The sequence below is a fragment of the Pseudomonas sp. SF2 genome, assembly GCF_036858055.1.
In the GTDB taxonomy this organism is placed as follows: domain Bacteria; phylum Pseudomonadota; class Gammaproteobacteria; order Pseudomonadales; family Pseudomonadaceae; genus Aquipseudomonas.
Map to the genome: position 1 here is coordinate 40,950 of NZ_JAMBDI010000021.1, position 15,471 is coordinate 56,420.

Below are 15,471 nucleotides of genomic sequence, written 5' to 3' on the forward strand. Positions count from 1 at the left end.
TCGCCCTTACTGTTTACCGTTTGCCTGACGCCCGGCCACTGCAGGCCTGGGGCGGGAGTTCGTCATGACTTTTCAAAACCCCTTCGGCCAGCCGTTGCTGACCTTCCCCGAGCTGGACAAGAGCCCGTTGAGCATCCGCGCCAAGGCGCTGGTGTTCATCGACCCGCGTTCGCAGCAGTTGCGCGCAGAGCTGGAGCAGCTGGCGCCGCAACCCCTGCCGGTACTGATCCGTGGCGAAACCGGCACCGGCAAGGAACTGCTGGCCCGGCAGATCCACCGGGCCAGCGACCGCAGCGGGCTGTTCGTGTCGGTCAACTGCGCAGGCATCAGCCCTACCTATGCCGATGCCGAGCTGTTCGGCTACAGCGCCGGCAGCCAGGGCGGTACAGCCAGCAGCCGTGCCGGCTGGTTCGGCTCGGCAAACGGCGGCACGTTGTACCTGGACGAAATCGCCGACTTGCCGCTGGCCATCCAGGGCAAGCTGCTGGCCGCCCTGGAGAACCGCGAGGTAACCCGGGTGGGCGCGCAACAGCCGCAACCAGTGGACGTGCGCCTGGTGGCCGCCACCAGTATCGACCTGGCGCGGGTGGTGCGTGCGGGGCGTTTCAACGAGCGCCTGTACCAGTACCTGCGCGAGGGGGCGCTGGAACTGCCGCCGCTGCGCGAGCGGCCGGGCGATATCCTGCCGTTGGCCGAGTACTTCGTGGGCATCTACAGCGTGCGCCTGCAGCGGCCTGTGCCGCTGGTGAGCGAGGCGGCGCAGCAGGTGCTGGAGGCGCACCCCTGGCCCGGCAACACCCGTGAACTGGAGAACGTCATCCACTTTGCCTTGCTGGTGAATGACGGCGAAGAGATCCTGGCCGAGGACCTCGACCTGCCCGACCCCGCGCGCTAGACACAGCTCATAAGCAACGTGGCTGATGGCAGTCTGTTTTTGGAATAAGCAGCTAAATAAAAGATATTGTTACGGAATAAAAAATCTAGGTATTGTCCGCCTCACGCCCGCTGGTGAACCGGTTGGGCACCCGATTCGCCATCGTCGATGGCCCAGAACCAGAACAAGGACCACCATGAAGAAGACCCTGCTGACCACTGCCCTGGCCGCTGCCCTGTCGTTCGCCGGCCTGGCTGCCGCCGCCGAGAAACTGGTAGTTGCCGCCACCCCGGTACCGCACGCCGAAATCCTCGAGCTGATCAAGCCGACCCTGGCCAAGGAAGGTGTGGACCTGCAGATCAAGGTCTTCACCGACTACGTGCAGCCGAATGTGCAGGTTGACCAGAAGCGCCTGGACGCCAACTACTTCCAGACCCTGCCGTACCTGCAGAACTTCAACGAAGGCAAGGGCACCCACCTGGATACCGTGATCGGCGTGCACGTCGAACCCTTCGGTGGTTACTCGAAGAAGGTCAAGAGCCTGAGCGAACTGAAGGAAGGCGCCACCGTTGCCATCCCTAACGAGGGCAGCAACAGCGGCCGCGCCCTGCTGTTGTTGCAGAAGGCTGGCCTGATCACCCTGAAGGATCCGAAGAACGCCCTGGCCACCCCCAAGGACATCGCCGAGAACCCGAAGAAGCTGAAGTTCCGCGAGCTTGAGTCGGCCATGCTGCCGCGTGTGCTGGACCAGGTCGACCTGGACATGATCAACACCAACTACGCTCTGGAAGCCGGCCTGAACCCGGCCAAGGACGCGCTGGTGATCGAAGGCAGCGACTCGCCATACGTGAACTTCCTGGTCGCCCGCCCGGACAACAAGGACAGCGAAGCCATCCAGAAACTGGCCAAGGCCCTGACCAGCCCGCAAGTGAAGGAATTCATCGCCAAGAAGTACCAGGGTGCGGTGCTGCCGGCGTTCTGATGCGCTTGCATTACCTTGCATGACCCAACGCCGACACCACGTGTCGGCGTTTTTGCTTGTGGGCGCAGTACCCTGTGGGAGCGGGCGCGCCCGCTCCCACAGGGTACTGCGTGACGTCTCGGTGATATGAATATTCTATAAAGGTATTTACTAAAAAGTTTTTAGATCATTAGAGTCTATCTATCGTGCCCACGCGCACCCTGCAGACCTGCTTTACCCATGACCCTCGACACCGCATTCATCCTCAGCACGCTGCCCGCCTTCCTCAAGGCAGTGGGCGTGACCCTGCAGGTCGGCCTGATCGCCATCGTCACCTCGCTGCTGGTCGCCCTGGTCAACGCCACACTGCTGGTATTGCGCACCCCGTACCTGTGGCGCCTGGTAAAAGCCTACGTGGAGCTGGCGCGCAACACGCCGCTGCTGATCCAGCTGTTCTTCGTCTACTTCGCCTTGCCCAGCCTGGGCCTGAAGATTTCCGGCTTTGCCGCGGCAATCATCACCATGACTTTCATGGGCGGTGCCTACCTGACCGAAGTGCTGCGCGCCGGCATCGAGGCCGTGCCCCGTGCCCAGCTGGAGTCCGGGCGCTCCATCGGCCTGTCCGAAGGCCAGCTGCTGCGCCACGTGGTGCTGCCGCAGGCCGGCATCCTCAGCCTGCCGGCGCTGTTCGCCAACTTTATCTTCCTGCTCAAGGAAACCACCGTGGTGTCGGCGGTGGCCGTGCCGGAAATCCTCTACACCACCAAGAACTACATCGCGCTGTACTACAAGACCTATGAAATGCTCACCGTGCTGACCCTGCTCTGCGTGCTGCTGTTCCTGCCGCTGTCGTTGCTGCTGCGCCATGTCGAAAGGAGGCTGCAACATGCCCAGTTCGGCGTCTGAACTGCTGTTGCAGGCGTTGCCGCAGCTGGCAGGCGGTGCGGCGCAGACCCTGGCCATCTCCGCGCTGGGCATCCTCTTCGCGACGCTGGGCGGTGTGCTTTATGGTGTGTTGGCAACCTTGGGCAACCGGGCCCTGAATATCGCCTTGCAGGTGTACCTGGAACTGTTCCGTGCCATCCCGGTGCTGGTCTGGCTGTACCTGGTGTTCTTCGGCCTGCCGATCTTCTTTGCCCTGAGCATCCCCAGCTTCTGGTGCGCGGTGCTGGTGCTGGGCCTGTGGGGCGCCAGCGAGGTGGGTGAGGTGGTGCGAGGCGCGCTACGTTCGCTGCCGCGCGGCCAGCGCGAGGCGGGGCTGTCGATCGGCCTGGCCGGCTGGCAGCTGTTTGGCTACGTGCTGTTGCCACAGGCGCTCAAGCGCATGACCCCGCCGACCATCAACATCTACACGCGAATCATCAAGACCAGCTCGCTGGCGGTGCTGATCGGCGTGGTCGAGGTGATCAAGGCCGGCCAGCAGATCATCGAACGCACCTACGAGTCGGTGCTGATCTACGGTGCCTTGTTCCTGTTCTTCTTCATCGTCTGTTATCCGCTGTCCGCCGCTTCACGCGTGCTGGAACGCCGCTGGGCCCACTCATGAGCGCATTGATCGAATTCCAGGGTTTCAACAAGTTCTTTGGCGAGCACCAGGTGCTCAAGGACGTCGACCTCCAGGTGGCGGCCGGCGAGGTGGTAGTCATTCTCGGCCCCAGCGGCTGTGGCAAAAGCACGCTGCTGCGCTGCCTCAACGGCCTGGAGCAGGCCCACGGCGGCCACTTGCGCCTGGCCGGGCAGGAGCTGCTCGACCCGCGCACCGATTGGCGCGAAATCCGCCAGCGGGTCGGCATGGTGTTCCAGAGCTATCACCTGTTCGGCCACATGAGCGTGATCGACAACCTGCTGCTTGGCCCGCTCAAGGTGCAAAAGCGCGAGCGCGCCGAAGCGCAGGCCCAGGCCGAGGCGCTGTTGGCGCGGGTCGGCCTGCTGGACAAGCGCGACGCCTTTCCCCGGCAGTTGTCCGGGGGCCAGCAACAGCGCATCGCCATCGTGCGCTCGCTGTGCATGAACCCCGAGGTGATGCTGTTCGACGAGGTTACCGCGGCCCTCGACCCGGAAATGGTCAAGGAGGTGCTGCAGGTGATCCAGGGCCTGGCCCGCGACGGTATGACCTTGCTCATCGTTACCCACGAAATGGCCTTCGCTCGCGCGGTGGCCGACCGCATCGTGTTCATGGAGGCCGGCAGGGTCCTTGAACAGGGTGACCCCGAGAGCTTCTTCACCCGACCGCGGACCGCACGCGCGCAGCAGTTCCTGGAGAAATTCTCCTTCGTAGAAAGCCTGCCGAAGACACTGCACAAGGAACTGTCATGAAAACTGCCAACCTCACCAAACTGCTGGTGCCGCTGTTCGGCCTGGCCCTGCTGGCCGGCTGCAACAAGGCTGAAGAACCACCCAAGCCCGCGGCGGCCTCGCCGTCCACCAGCTACCTGGAAACCATCAAGGCCCGTGACAAGCTGATCGTCGGGGTGTTCACCGACAAGCCACCGTTCGGTTTCGTCGATGAAAAGGGCCGCTACGTGGGCTTTGATACCGACATCGGCCGGCGCCTGGCCAAGGACCTGCTGGGCGATGAAAACAAGGTCGAGTTCGTTGCCGTGGAGCCGGCCAGCCGTATCCCGTTCCTGCAGAGCGACAAGGTCGACCTGATCCTCGCCAACATGACCGTGACCCCGGAGCGCAAGGACGCGGTGGACTTCACCAACCCCAACCTGCGCGTTGCCGTGCAGGCCATCGTCGCGGATGGCAGCCCGGTGCAGAAGCTCGACGACCTGGCCGACAAGACCATCATCGTCACCACCGGCACTACCGCTGATATCTGGCTGACCAAGAACCATCCGGACTGGAAACTGCTCAAGTTCGAGAAGAACAGCGAGTCGCTACAAGCGCTGGCCACCGGCCGTGGCGATGCCTATGCACAGGACAACCTGATTCTGTTCAGCTGGGCCAAGCAGAACCCGGGCTACCGCGTGCTGCCTGAGCTGCTGGGTGAAGAAGCCCCGATTGCACCGGCGGTGAAGAAGGGCAACACCGAGCTGCGTGACTGGGTGAATGCCGAGCTGGCCAAGCTGGGGGAGGAGAAGTTTCTGCTGAAGCTGTATGACCAGTATGTACGCAAGGAACTGAGCGATGACACCAAGCCGGAAAGCGTGATTGTGGAAGGGGGCAAGTGGCAGGGTTAGTCGGGTAAATGGGGCCGTTGTGGGAGCGGGTTCACCCGCGAACACCGGCAAAGCCGGTGCCATACACCGAGTTGCCTGCTTCGCGGGTGAACCCGCTCCCACAAGGGCTGCAAGGCAGCCCCGGCAATATCACTGGTTGCGCGGCAGCCAGTTCAACAGGAATTCATTCACCACCCGCGGGTTCTCCAGGCTGGAGATATGCCCCGCAAACGGAATCTGCGCCGCCAGGCAGCCAATGATCCGTGCCATTTCATTGGACTCTTCCGGCGGCCGTGGGATGTCCTGGTCGCCACAGACAACGATGGTCCGCTCACTGGCCAGTTCTCCCAGCCGTGACAACAGGTCTGGCCGGCCAAAGATCACCCGCCCCATCGGATCGAGACTGTGCCGAATCACCTCGGCGCTGTTCGCCTTCAATGCTGCGCGGAAGCCTTCGCGCACTTCCGGCACAGTCTGCCCGCCTGCATGGAAGAAGATCGGCACGACGATATCCAACAATGGCTCCGGGAACAGCCCCGCAGCACTGGCGGCGTCGAGCAGGCCGAAGTACTTGAGCCGGGTCGCCTCCGGCTCGGCGCCGAGGTAAGTGTCCATCAGCACCAGGCGGTCTACCCGCTCGGGGTGTTCCAGGGCCAGTTGCGCGCCCCACATGCCGCCGACCGACAGGCCGACCAAATGGCATTTGCCAATGTCCAGGGCGTCCAGCAGTGCCAGATGCTGGCGGGCCAGGGCGCTCATGTCGATGGTCGTGGCAGGCGGAGCATCGGAGCCGCCGTGGCCCCACAGTTCGGGGACGATGACGCGGAAGTGTGCTGACAAGGCCTCGATTTGTGGCTGCCACATCTCGGCGGACCACAGGTAGCTGTGGCCGAGCAGGACCGGGAAACCCTGGCCCTGGTCGATGTAGCTCATGCGGGCGCCGTCGATTTCGATGAAGTGTCTTTGCATGGAATGGGTCTCGGCCGGGAGTGCTGTAGGGTATTCGAAATTGTCGAGGGCCGCTTTGCAGCCCTACGGTACTGGCACCAGACGCAAGGTACTCTGCGCCGGAATCACCCCCATCTGCGCCTTCTGGTACTGCCCCTGCACATACCCTTCGGCCTGATCCGCAAAATGCCTGTCGAACGGCACACCACTCTGGCCGACCGGGTTGCTGGTCAGCGCCTGCCCGGCATCGGCAAAGTCGACCAGCCGCCGAGTCGACGGCCCATAGGTCACCGGCCATGGCGCCGGGCCGATTTTCGCCGAGAGGTTGTTCGGCACTTCATGGGTGCCCGGTGCAGCGAACGGGCCGACGTTGAACAGCAGGTTCAGCGGCTTTTTGACCCCCAGCGGGTGGTTGTGGGTCAGGGTATGCGCCTTGCCCCACTGCCAGCTGGCCGGGTCACTGCCCACAGTCTCCCGCAGGTGCTTCAAGCTGTTCTGCCACGCCGTGCGTACCACGGCGGTACGGTCGGTGCGCTGGTTGCCTCCGCGAGTGCTCCACCAGGGCGAATCGGCATCCGCCGCCAGGCGCGGCAGGGCGGCGTCGATGGCGCGGGTGCTGATCAGCACCGGGAACCAGGTGTCGCCCAGTTCGTCATGCAGGGCCGCGAATGCCAGTTCGTAGAGGAACTGGTTGAACAGTGTGGCGCTGGTAGAGTCGAGCGGGTAGTCGCCGCCCCAGGCTGCCAGTTGCTCGACCAGCTCTTTCTCTTCGTCACCTTCGGCCACTGCACGTAGCGTTGCCAGCAGTGGTGCAAGGGTGCGCGGGCCATGGTCGCTGGCAGTGTCCAGTTGCAGCGCCTGGCTGTTTTGGGTGTCCCACTTCACCTCGGGGTCGGCCAGGTGGCGGTCGAGCTGGCGGCCACGGTCCGGCAGGTTGTAATAGCCCGGTACCGGCACCACCGCCGGCGGCTGGTAGTTGGCCGAGACAATGTAGCCGCGCGCCGGGTTCTCCTGTTGCGGGTTGACGCTGAATGGATAGAAGCCGAGCTTGTCGGCCTGCGCACTGCCACCGTCGAGGATGAACGCGGGATCGACGCCGTCGGGGCGGATCGGCAACTGCGCCGCCGCCCACCAGCCGATATCGCCACGGGCATTGGCCCAGACCAGGTTCAGCCCCGGCGCATGCACCTTGGCCGCGGCCTCGCGCATCTTGCCCAGGGTATTGGCGCGGTTGAGCTGGTAGAAACCGTCGAGAATCGGGTTTTCGGTTTCCAGGAACGCCCACCACATGGCGATAGGCGTGGGCCCGGCGGTGGCGCCCAGCACGTCGTTGACGATCGGGCCGTGGGGCGAGCGGCGCAGGCTGAGGGTGACCGGTGCTTCGCCTTTGACGGCGATCTGCTGCTCGGTCTTCTCCAACGCCTGCCATTTGCCATCGACCATCACCTGGTTGGCGTCGGCCGGGTTGGTGCGTTCGGCGATCAGGTCGACGTCGTCGTTCTGGAACATGGTCAGGCTCCAGCCAAAGTCGCGGTTGTGGCCGAGCAGGGCGAACGGGTTGAGCGCCTGGAAGTAGCCATACAGGTTGAAACCGGGCGCCGACAGCTCGGCCTCGTACCACACCGCCGGCACCGCGAAACCGATGTGCGGGTCGCCGGCCAGCAGTGGCTTGCCACTGCGGGTACGGCTACCGGCCACGGCCCAGGCGTTGCTGCCCTCGAATTGCGGGATGCCCGCGTCACCCAGTGCTTCATGGCTGAGGCGGGCGAGGGCTTCCAGGCTTTGCCAGTCGGCAGCGGCCAGCGGTGTACCCAAGGCGCCCTCGGGCTGCCAGGCGAGATCGAAGATGTTCAGGTACTCGGGGCCCAACTGGTCGCGAATGTAGGTCAGCGCGGGCTCGGTGCGAAACGCGGCGGCAAAGCTGTAGGCAAGGTAGCCGGCGATGCTCAGGGTGTCTTCGGCGCTGAACGGGCGCGCAGTGATGCCCAGCAGGTCGAACTCCATGGGCTTGGGGTGGCTGGCCTGCCAGCTGTTCACCCCCTCAAGGTAGGCCTGCAGGGCTTGCCAGGCGGGCGCTTGCCGGTCCTGACGCTTGGCCATCAGTGCTGCCTGCTCGCGAATGCGCAAGCTGCGGAACAGGGTGTCGGTGGGCAGCAGCTTGTCACCCAGCACCTCGGCCAGCTCGCCCCGGGCCAGGCGGCGCAGGATCTCCATCTGGAACAGCCGGTCCTGGGCATGCACGTAACCGAGGGCACGGTACAGGTCCGGTTCGCTCTGCGCCTGCAGGTGCGGTACGCCGCGGGCGTCGTAGCGCACGCTGACCGGGGCCTGCAGGCCAGCGATGGCCACCTCGCCCTCGCGTTGTGGCAGCTTGCCCTGCACATACCAGTATCCGGCGCCGGCGGCCACGGCAACTACCACGGCCAACAGGGTCAGGCTGCGCTTCATGCAGGCTCCTTGTGCGTTCAAGCGAAAAATGTGGTCCGATGATCGGCGGATTCGCGAACAGAGCATAGCCCCAGGAAGGAGTTTCCATGTCCCTTAGCGAAAAACAGAAAATGCTTACAGGCCAGCTCTATCACGCTGGCTGCCCCGAGCTGCAGGCCGAGCAGATCGCCAACAAGCACTGGATGCACCGCTACAACAGCAGTGTCGAGTTGCTCAACGACGCACGTCACGGGCTGCTGCTAGAGCACTTTGGCCAGGTCGGTGAAGGCGCGGTGATCCGCCCGCCGTTCTATTGCGACTATGGCTACAACATCAGCGTCGGCCGCAATACCTTCATGAATTTCAGCTGCGTGATCCTCGACGTGCTGCCGGTGCGTATCGGTGACGACTGCCAGATCGGCCCCAACGTGCAGATCTATACCGCCGACCACCCGCTCGACCCCGAGGTGCGCCGCACCGGGCTGGAGAGCGGTCGGCCGGTGACCATCGGCAACAACGTGTGGATCGGCGGCGCGGCGATCATCCTGCCGGGGGTGACCATCGGTGACAACGCCGTGGTGGGTGCCGGTAGCGTGGTCACCCGTGACGTGCCGGCGGGCGCGGTAGTCGTGGGCAACCCGGCTCGGGTGCGTCAGCCGGCCCAAGAGCAGTAGCAGCCCACCGCCAGGGTATTGGAGGCGCTCACCTGGCGGCCGTCGAGCAGCGCCTTGAGGATCGGTTCGACGAAGCTGTTGCTGGCGTTGCACACCGCGCCTTCACTGTAGGGGCCGAAGTAGGCGAGGTGGCCTTGCCGGTCCCAGATAGCCACCGCCGGGGAGGCGGGCAGGTGTTCGCTGCCGGGCAGGCCGGCGAGTGGCTTGAGGGCGGTGAGGTTGGCGGGCAGTTGGCCGTGGCTGCCGGGCTTTTGCAGCACGTGGAAGATCACGCCCTGGCTGGCGAACTGGCTGACCAGGTCGCCCAGGTGCTGCTGGTTGCCGACGTTGCACGGGCAGGCCGGGTCCCAGAAATGCACTACCCGGATCGGGCCGGGGCCAGCCAGTTCGGTGGGCAGTCGCAGCTGGCTACCATCGAACAGCGTCGCCTGGTTGTCGAACGGTCGCAGGTAGCGGGCCTGGAAGGTGGTGTAGGCCTGCCAGAGGATGGTCACGCCGACCAGAAGGGTGATTGCCGTGCACAGCGGTTTGATGAGCCGAGTCTTCATGAAGTTTCCGCGGTCCCTGTAGGAGCGGTGCTGGTGGTTCGAAGGTGAGCAAGCTTGCCACGACGCCAGCCAGAGCTGAATATCCCAGATCAATACTTGCTTCACTGTGGATGTACCCGATGCCCGCTGCCTTTCACCCTGACCTCCTGCGCACCAGCCTGGCGCCGCTGACCGCTCGCCAGCCGTTGTCGGCGCAGGCGCAGGACTATCAGCGCTTCTATGGCCTGAACCTGCCGGCACATAGCTGGCTGGGTGGCTTTCAGGCTGCCGGGTTCGACCTGGTCGGGCAGGTCTGGCTACCCGAACAGCCGACCGCGACGCTGTTCCTGCTGCACGGCTATTACGACCATATGGGCCTCTACCGGCATGTGATCGATTGGGCGCTCAAACAGGGTTTCGCCGTGATCAGCTGCGACCTGCCCGGCCACGGTCTGTCCAGCGGCGAGCGGGCCAGCATCAGTGATTTCGCGGTGTACCAGCAGGTGCTGGAGGCATTGTTCGAACAGGCGCGCACGCTGCAACTGCCGCGCCCCTGGCACTTGTGCGGGCAAAGCACCGGTGGCGCCATCGCCGTGGACCACCTGTTGAACCAGGGCGCGCGCAGCCCCATCGATGGCCAGGTCATCCTGTTGGCACCGCTGGTGCGGCCCTGTGCCTGGCGCTGGTCGAAGCTGAGCTATCGCGTGCTGCGTCACTTCGTGAACGGCATCGAACGGCGTTTCAGTGAGAACACCAATGACCCGGCCTTTCTGCCGTTTCTGGAAGCCGACCCGCTGCAACCGCGCCGCCTGCCAACGGCCTGGGTGGGCGCCTTGATTGCCTGGGTCAAGCGCATCGAGGCCGCGCCGCGCAGTACGCGGCGGCCGTTGATCGTGCAAGGAGAGGCGGATGGCACAGTGGACTGGCCGTACAACCTTGAAGTACTCAAGGCCAAGTTTGCCGAGCCACAGATATTGATGCTGCCTGAGGCCCGTCACCACCTGGCCAACGAGCTACCGGGCATTCGCCAGCGCTACTTCGACTTCATCGACCAGCGCCTGGGCTGATCACTTCAGGTCGTTGGTGCTCTGGCCAACCGCCAGGCCTGCGCGCACTGCGGCCAGGGCGGCCTGGTAGTAAGCCTTGCCATCTGGCGACTCGGCAAAGGTGGCGAACTCTTCCAGCTCGGCATCGGACAGGTCACGGTAGACATACAGCAAGGTGTTGTTGAGGTCTTCGCCGATCTGGTTCATCAGGCGTTGGCGCTGGCCGTCGAGCAGGCCCTGGGCCTGGCCGCTGCCGAACAGGCCGGGGATCATCGAGCTGAGGCTATCGGCCGCCACTCCAGCGATGGCCAGGCTCACTTCGGCGCCGGCTTCGCGCGCCGGCAGAGCCTGGGCCAGGTGGCCGATGATCAGCAGGCGGTCGTCGCTGGCCTGGATTTTCGGCAGGCCCTTGGCATTCCTGGCCAGTTCATCCTTGCGTGTGGCCTTGAGCTCGGCGGCTACCACCTTGCGGCCCAGCGGCGAGCGGAAAAAGGCCAGCGCCGGTGCCGGGTTGGCCAAGGTTGCGCGCAGCTGCGCCTGGGCGCGCCGGTCCACCGCCTGGGCCTGGAAACGCTGGTTGCTGTTGTTGACCAGCGCCTGGTACACGGCGGGTGGCAAACTGTTGCGGTAGCGTTCCTGGGCGGCGGTCAGGGCATCGTTGAAATGGGCGCGCTGGTCGGGCCAGCCGGCGGCCTTGTACAGTTGATCCAGGTTGTCTGCCCAGACAGGCACGGTGCAGATCATCAGCAGAATCAGGGAAAACAGACGGCGCATTCAGGACTCCTGTCGGCAGGTGGCTATTGTCCTTGGCCGGGCGCCGGTTTGTCGAGATATCCGCGAGCTTCTCGGCCAAGTGGCGCTGTGCGCCGGCATGGCTAATGGATATGATGCGCGCCATGCACATCTCCCCTGAACACCCGATGCTTGCGGCCGTCGTCGACGATCTGGCCACCCATGGCTGGTCCCAGCAGGCGCTGTTTCTGCCTGCCGACCTGGTGCGCGCGCTGGCGGCCGAGTGCCGGCGCCGTGATGCCGAAGGCGAACTCAACCCCGCGGGGGTTGGGCGCGGTGCTGCCCAGGAGGTACGCGAGGCCATCCGCGGCGACCAGATCCAGTGGATCGACCCCGGTCAGGCCGAGGCCTGCGACCAGTACCTGGCCGCCATGGACCAACTGCGCCAGGCCATCAACCAGGGCCTGTTCCTCGGCCTGGAGGACTTCGAGTGCCATTTTGCCCTGTACCCACCGGGGGCATTCTATCGCCGGCACCTGGACCGCTTCCGTGACGATGACCGTCGCATGGTGTCGGCGGTGCTGTACCTGAATGAAGACTGGCAGCCGCAGGACGGTGGCCAGTTGCGCATGTTCCTGGCGGGCGGTGTCGAGCACGATGTACAGCCTGTAGCGGGCTGCCTGGTAGTTTTCCTGTCGGGCGAGGTGCCCCATGAGGTGCTGCCGGCCGGGCGTGAGCGGCTTTCGTTGACCGGGTGGTTCCGGCGCCGTGGCAATGACCTGTTCTGACCTGCCCAAGGTGCTGGTCAGCGCCTGCCTGCTGGGGCAGCCAGTGCGCTATGATGGCCGCGCCAGTGGCCACCCCGACCTTTTGCAGCATTGGCAGGCCGAAGGGCGCGTGGTGCCGTTGTGCCCGGAAGTGGCCGGTGGCTTGCCGACACCACGGCCGCCGGCAGAGATACCGGGCGGGCAGGGTGGTGAGGTGCTCGACGGTGGCGCGCAGGTGCTGACGGTGACGGGCGAGGATGTCAGCGCCGAGTTCCTGGCCGGGGCGCAACGGGCGCTGGAGCTGGTGCGCCGGCACGGCATTCGCGTGGCGGTGCTGAAGGCGGGTAGCCCTTCGTGTGGCAACCGGTTGACCTATGACGGCACGTTCAGTGGTGTGAAGGTGGCGGGGGAAGGGGTGACCACGGCATTGCTGCGGCGGGCGGGGGTGCTGGTGTTCAGCGAGCTGGAGCTGGACGAGGCACAGCAGGCGCTGGCTGGGCTTTCAGCTTAAGCCTGTACCGGCCTCTTCGCGGGTGAACCCGCTCCCACAGGTTCTCCACAGCCCTCAAGGCTTGTGATGTCCCTGTGGGAGCGGGTTCACCCGCGAAGAGGCCGGTACAGGCAGTAAAAATCCTATTGCCCGTCCGCAGTCTCAGGCACACCCTTGAACCACTTCTGCTCAAGCTCGGCAGTCCGTCCGCTGTCCTTGAGCCGCTGCAGTGCATTGTTCACCGCGCTCTCGAACGCCGGGTTGTCCTTCTGGAACGGGATCACCAGCTGCTTCTCGCCAAACGGCAGGCTTACATCGAGCTGGCCGTCACCTTTGGGCGATTCGCTCGACGGGGTCAGCGCGATGTCGTACTTGCCACTCTCGACACCGGGCAGTACCTCTGTCGCGGGGGCTTCGATGAATTCGGCGCGCAGGTCCAGCTCCCTGGCCAGGTCCTGGCCGAACTCGATCTCGAAACCGGTCAGGTGGTCATTTTCCTTGAAGGCGTACGGTGAGTTGTCGGCCTGCACGGCGATGCGCAGTTCGCCCCGGTCGGCGATTTCATCTATCAGCTCGGCCTGAGCCAATGGCGTGATCAGTACCGCCAGCAATACCCCTATGGTCGAACGCATGAAAGCCCCTTTCTTCTTTGGCAAATGAATAACCTTCGCCACGGCTTTTTTCCTCGCCGTGGTCGAGCGCAGCCTATGACCTTGAAGCCTCGGCATTGTTTAACCTTGATTGAAATATTTCTGCCTGACGATGTGAACATCTGGGCGCACATATCAACTAAGGTGAACCACCGCCGCCACTGGAATATTGGCGGCGGTCAATAAGTGAATCACAGGAGAAGTGAATGAACAGCCTATTTTCGCGTGCTGCCGTTGCCGGTCTGTTGATGGGAGCGTCGGTGTTCGCCAGTGCCACAGATGCCCTGAAGAGCCAGGAACCGCCAAAGGAGGCCAAGGTCTTCATCGTTTCCCCCGCCGATGGCGCTACGGTCGACCAGACCTTCACCGTCAAGTTCGGCATCGAGGGCATGGCGCTCAAGCCCGCGGGTGACAATACCCCGCACACCGGGCACCACCACCTGCTGGTGGATGTGGACAAGGAACCCATGGCCGACATGGCGCTGCCAGTCAGCCAGATGCCACAGAGCGGCACCGCGCTGCCGGCGGGCCCGCAGGTGCTGCACTTCGGCAAGGCGCAGACCGAAACCAGCATTACCCTGACCCCGGGCAAGCACACCCTGCAGTTGGTGCTGGGTGACCAGTATCACGTGCCGTTCAAGCCGAGCGTCGTGTCGCAGAAGATCACGGTTGACGTGAAATAGGTGTTGGATTCTTCGCGGGTAAACCCGCTCTCACAGGGATCCCACAGGTCTGAAGCTTGTGGTGATCCTGTGGGAGCGGGTTTACCCGCGAAGCAGGCGACACCAATGTCACAGGCAAAAAAAGGGAGGCCACCAGGGCCTCCCTTTTTCATGTCGCCAGCGAACTTAGAACAGGACGCGGGAACGGATGGTGCCCTTGACCTGTTGCAGCTTCTCTTGCGCCAGGTCGGAGTACTCGGCGTCAACGTCGATCACCACGTAACCGACTTTCTCGTTGGTTTGCAGGAACTGACCGGAGATGTTGATGCCGTTCTCGGCGAAGACCTTGTTGATCTCGCTGAGTACGCCCGGGATGTTTTCGTGGATGTGCAGCAGGCGGTGCTTGCCTGGGTGTGCCGGCAGGGCAACTTCCGGGAAGTTGACCGAGGACACCGAGGTACCGTTGTCGCTGTACTTGACCAGCTTCTCGGCCACTTCCAGGCCGATGTTGGCCTGGGCTTCGGCGGTGGAACCACCGATGTGCGGGGTCAGGATCACGTTGTCCAGGCCGCGCAGCGGGCTTTCGAACTCTTCGTCGTTGGAACGTGGCTCGACCGGGAACACGTCGATGGCGGCGCCGATCAGGTGCTTGTCCTTGATGGCGGCGGCCAGGTGGTCCAGTTCGACCACGGTGCCACGGGCGGCGTTGATCAGGATCGAGCCCTTCTTCATGGCACGAATCTCCTTCTCGCCGATCATCCACTGGGTGGATGGCAACTCAGGCACGTGCAGCGAAACGATATCGGCCAGGCCCAGCAGCTCGTGCAGGCTGGTGACTTGTACGGCGTTGCCCAGTGGCAGCTTGGTCAGCGGGTCGAAGAAGTAGACCTGCATGCCCAGGCTTTCGGCCAATACCGACAGCTGGGTACCGATCGAACCATAACCGACGATGCCCAGTTTCTTGCCGCGGATCTCGAACGAGTTGGCCGCGCTCTTGATCCAGCCACCACGGTGGCAGGAAGCGTTCTTCTCAGGGATGCCGCGCAGCAGCAGGATGGCTTCGGCCAGTACCAGTTCGGCTACCGAACGGGTGTTGGAGTAGGGCGCGTTGAACACGGCGATACCGCGCTCGCGGGCAGCTTCCAGGTCGACCTGGTTGGTACCGATGCAGAAGCAGCCGACGGCGACCAGTTTCTTGGCGCAGTCGAAGATCTCTTCGGTCAGCTGGGTGCGCGAACGGATGCCGATGAAGTGGGCATCGGCGATCTTTTCCTTCAGCTCGGCTTCCGGCAGCGAACCAGTGAGGTATTCGATGTTGGTGTAGCCGGCGGCCTTGAGGGTATCGACCGCGTTCTGGTGCACACCTTCAAGAAGAAGGAACCGGATCTTGCTCTTGTCGAGAGAAGTCTTGCTCATCTGCGTAAACCTGTATCCCGGAGAAAAAATGGCGAGGGTGATGCCAGGCGCGAAGGCAGCCTTAGCATGAACAGCGGGAGGGCTATGCTAGCATACGCGACACAATCTGAGCTTATCCCGACAGGTGAAGTGT

Annotated in this window: 17 protein-coding genes; 11 read left to right on the forward strand and 6 right to left on the reverse strand. The window is 63.8% G+C overall.

All coding sequences use genetic code 11. The features are described from left to right. Positions 1-64 precede the first annotated feature (64 nt). From M2S36_RS14300 to M2S36_RS14325, 6 genes are all read left to right on the forward strand, one after another. Positions 65-895 (forward strand): sigma 54-interacting transcriptional regulator, encoded by an 831-nt coding sequence (locus tag M2S36_RS14300; protein ID WP_207837492.1) that lies wholly within the window; start codon positions 65-67, stop codon positions 893-895. Positions 896-1,070: 175 nt separating this feature from the next. Then, positions 1,071-1,856: a MetQ/NlpA family ABC transporter substrate-binding protein gene (locus M2S36_RS14305; protein WP_063912133.1), complete on the forward strand. Its 786-nt coding sequence runs from the start codon at positions 1,071-1,073 to the stop codon at positions 1,854-1,856. Between the two features lie 219 nt (positions 1,857-2,075). Continuing rightward, complete coding sequence (locus tag M2S36_RS14310) at positions 2,076-2,741, forward strand: amino acid ABC transporter permease (protein ID WP_241106079.1); 666 nt, start codon at positions 2,076-2,078, stop codon at positions 2,739-2,741. Beyond that, the gene (locus tag M2S36_RS14315; RefSeq protein ID WP_207837497.1) at positions 2,722-3,381 is read left to right on the forward strand and encodes an amino acid ABC transporter permease; all 660 of its coding nucleotides are present in this window, start codon (positions 2,722-2,724) and stop codon (positions 3,379-3,381) included. Before M2S36_RS14310 ends, M2S36_RS14315 begins: the two co-directional genes overlap by 20 nt. Beyond that, a complete protein-coding gene (locus M2S36_RS14320; RefSeq protein ID WP_207837498.1) occupies positions 3,378-4,151 on the forward strand; it encodes an amino acid ABC transporter ATP-binding protein in 774 nt (257 codons plus the stop codon). The genes M2S36_RS14315 and M2S36_RS14320 overlap by 4 nt, the downstream gene beginning before the upstream one ends. Continuing rightward, positions 4,148-5,020 (forward strand): transporter substrate-binding domain-containing protein, encoded by an 873-nt coding sequence (locus tag M2S36_RS14325; protein ID WP_333957328.1) that lies wholly within the window; start codon positions 4,148-4,150, stop codon positions 5,018-5,020. The genes M2S36_RS14320 and M2S36_RS14325 overlap by 4 nt, the downstream gene beginning before the upstream one ends. Before the next feature lie 129 nt (positions 5,021-5,149). On the opposite strand, the gene M2S36_RS14330 is transcribed toward M2S36_RS14325, so the two are convergent. Both M2S36_RS14330 and M2S36_RS14335 read right to left on the reverse strand, forming a co-directional pair. Continuing rightward, positions 5,150-5,968 (reverse strand): alpha/beta fold hydrolase, encoded by an 819-nt coding sequence (locus M2S36_RS14330; protein ID WP_207837502.1) that lies wholly within the window; start codon positions 5,966-5,968, stop codon positions 5,150-5,152. A 63-nt stretch (positions 5,969-6,031) separates the two neighbouring features. Continuing rightward, positions 6,032-8,395 carry a penicillin acylase family protein gene (locus M2S36_RS14335; protein WP_207837504.1) on the reverse strand — a complete coding sequence of 788 codons (2,364 nt, stop codon included), beginning with the start codon at positions 8,393-8,395 and terminating at the stop codon, positions 6,032-6,034. An 86-nt stretch (positions 8,396-8,481) separates the two neighbouring features. On the opposite strand from M2S36_RS14335, the gene M2S36_RS14340 reads away from it, so the two are divergent. After that, the gene (locus M2S36_RS14340; protein ID WP_087499796.1) at positions 8,482-9,048 is read left to right on the forward strand and encodes a sugar O-acetyltransferase; all 567 of its coding nucleotides are present in this window, start codon (positions 8,482-8,484) and stop codon (positions 9,046-9,048) included. On the opposite strand, the gene M2S36_RS14345 is transcribed toward M2S36_RS14340, so the two are convergent. After that, positions 9,027-9,596: a DUF6436 domain-containing protein gene (locus M2S36_RS14345; RefSeq protein WP_207837506.1), complete on the reverse strand. Its 570-nt coding sequence runs from the start codon at positions 9,594-9,596 to the stop codon at positions 9,027-9,029. The two genes, M2S36_RS14340 and M2S36_RS14345, sit on opposite strands and share 22 nt — an antisense overlap. A gap of 119 nt (positions 9,597-9,715) precedes the next feature. Between M2S36_RS14345 and M2S36_RS14350 the strand changes: the two genes are divergently transcribed. Continuing rightward, positions 9,716-10,642: an alpha/beta hydrolase gene (locus M2S36_RS14350; RefSeq protein ID WP_207837508.1), complete on the forward strand. Its 927-nt coding sequence runs from the start codon at positions 9,716-9,718 to the stop codon at positions 10,640-10,642. Here the strand turns inward: M2S36_RS14350 and M2S36_RS14355 are convergent, their stop codons facing one another. Continuing rightward, on the reverse strand, positions 10,643-11,395 hold the full coding sequence (locus M2S36_RS14355; protein ID WP_063912124.1) for a DUF2059 domain-containing protein: 753 nt from the start codon (positions 11,393-11,395) through the stop codon (positions 10,643-10,645). Between the two features lie 113 nt (positions 11,396-11,508). On the opposite strand from M2S36_RS14355, the gene M2S36_RS14360 reads away from it, so the two are divergent. Together M2S36_RS14360 and M2S36_RS14365 are read left to right on the forward strand one after the other, a co-directional pair. Continuing rightward, positions 11,509-12,141: a 2OG-Fe(II) oxygenase gene (locus M2S36_RS14360; RefSeq protein ID WP_333957369.1), complete on the forward strand. Its 633-nt coding sequence runs from the start codon at positions 11,509-11,511 to the stop codon at positions 12,139-12,141. Then, positions 12,128-12,631: a DUF523 domain-containing protein gene (locus M2S36_RS14365; RefSeq protein ID WP_233694050.1), complete on the forward strand. Its 504-nt coding sequence runs from the start codon at positions 12,128-12,130 to the stop codon at positions 12,629-12,631. The genes M2S36_RS14360 and M2S36_RS14365 overlap by 14 nt, the downstream gene beginning before the upstream one ends. Before the next feature lie 122 nt (positions 12,632-12,753). On the opposite strand, the gene M2S36_RS14370 is transcribed toward M2S36_RS14365, so the two are convergent. Then, positions 12,754-13,242 (reverse strand): substrate-binding periplasmic protein, encoded by a 489-nt coding sequence (locus M2S36_RS14370; protein ID WP_207838171.1) that lies wholly within the window; start codon positions 13,240-13,242, stop codon positions 12,754-12,756. Positions 13,243-13,466: 224 nt separating this feature from the next. Between M2S36_RS14370 and M2S36_RS14375 the strand changes: the two genes are divergently transcribed. Then, positions 13,467-13,943, forward strand: coding sequence for a DUF4399 domain-containing protein (locus M2S36_RS14375; protein ID WP_207838168.1), 477 nt, complete (start codon positions 13,467-13,469; stop codon positions 13,941-13,943). Positions 13,944-14,108: 165 nt separating this feature from the next. Here the strand turns inward: M2S36_RS14375 and serA are convergent, their stop codons facing one another. Next, positions 14,109-15,338 (reverse strand): phosphoglycerate dehydrogenase, encoded by a 1,230-nt coding sequence (serA, locus tag M2S36_RS14380; RefSeq protein ID WP_207838165.1) that lies wholly within the window; start codon positions 15,336-15,338, stop codon positions 14,109-14,111. Positions 15,339-15,471: the final 133 nt, after the last annotated feature.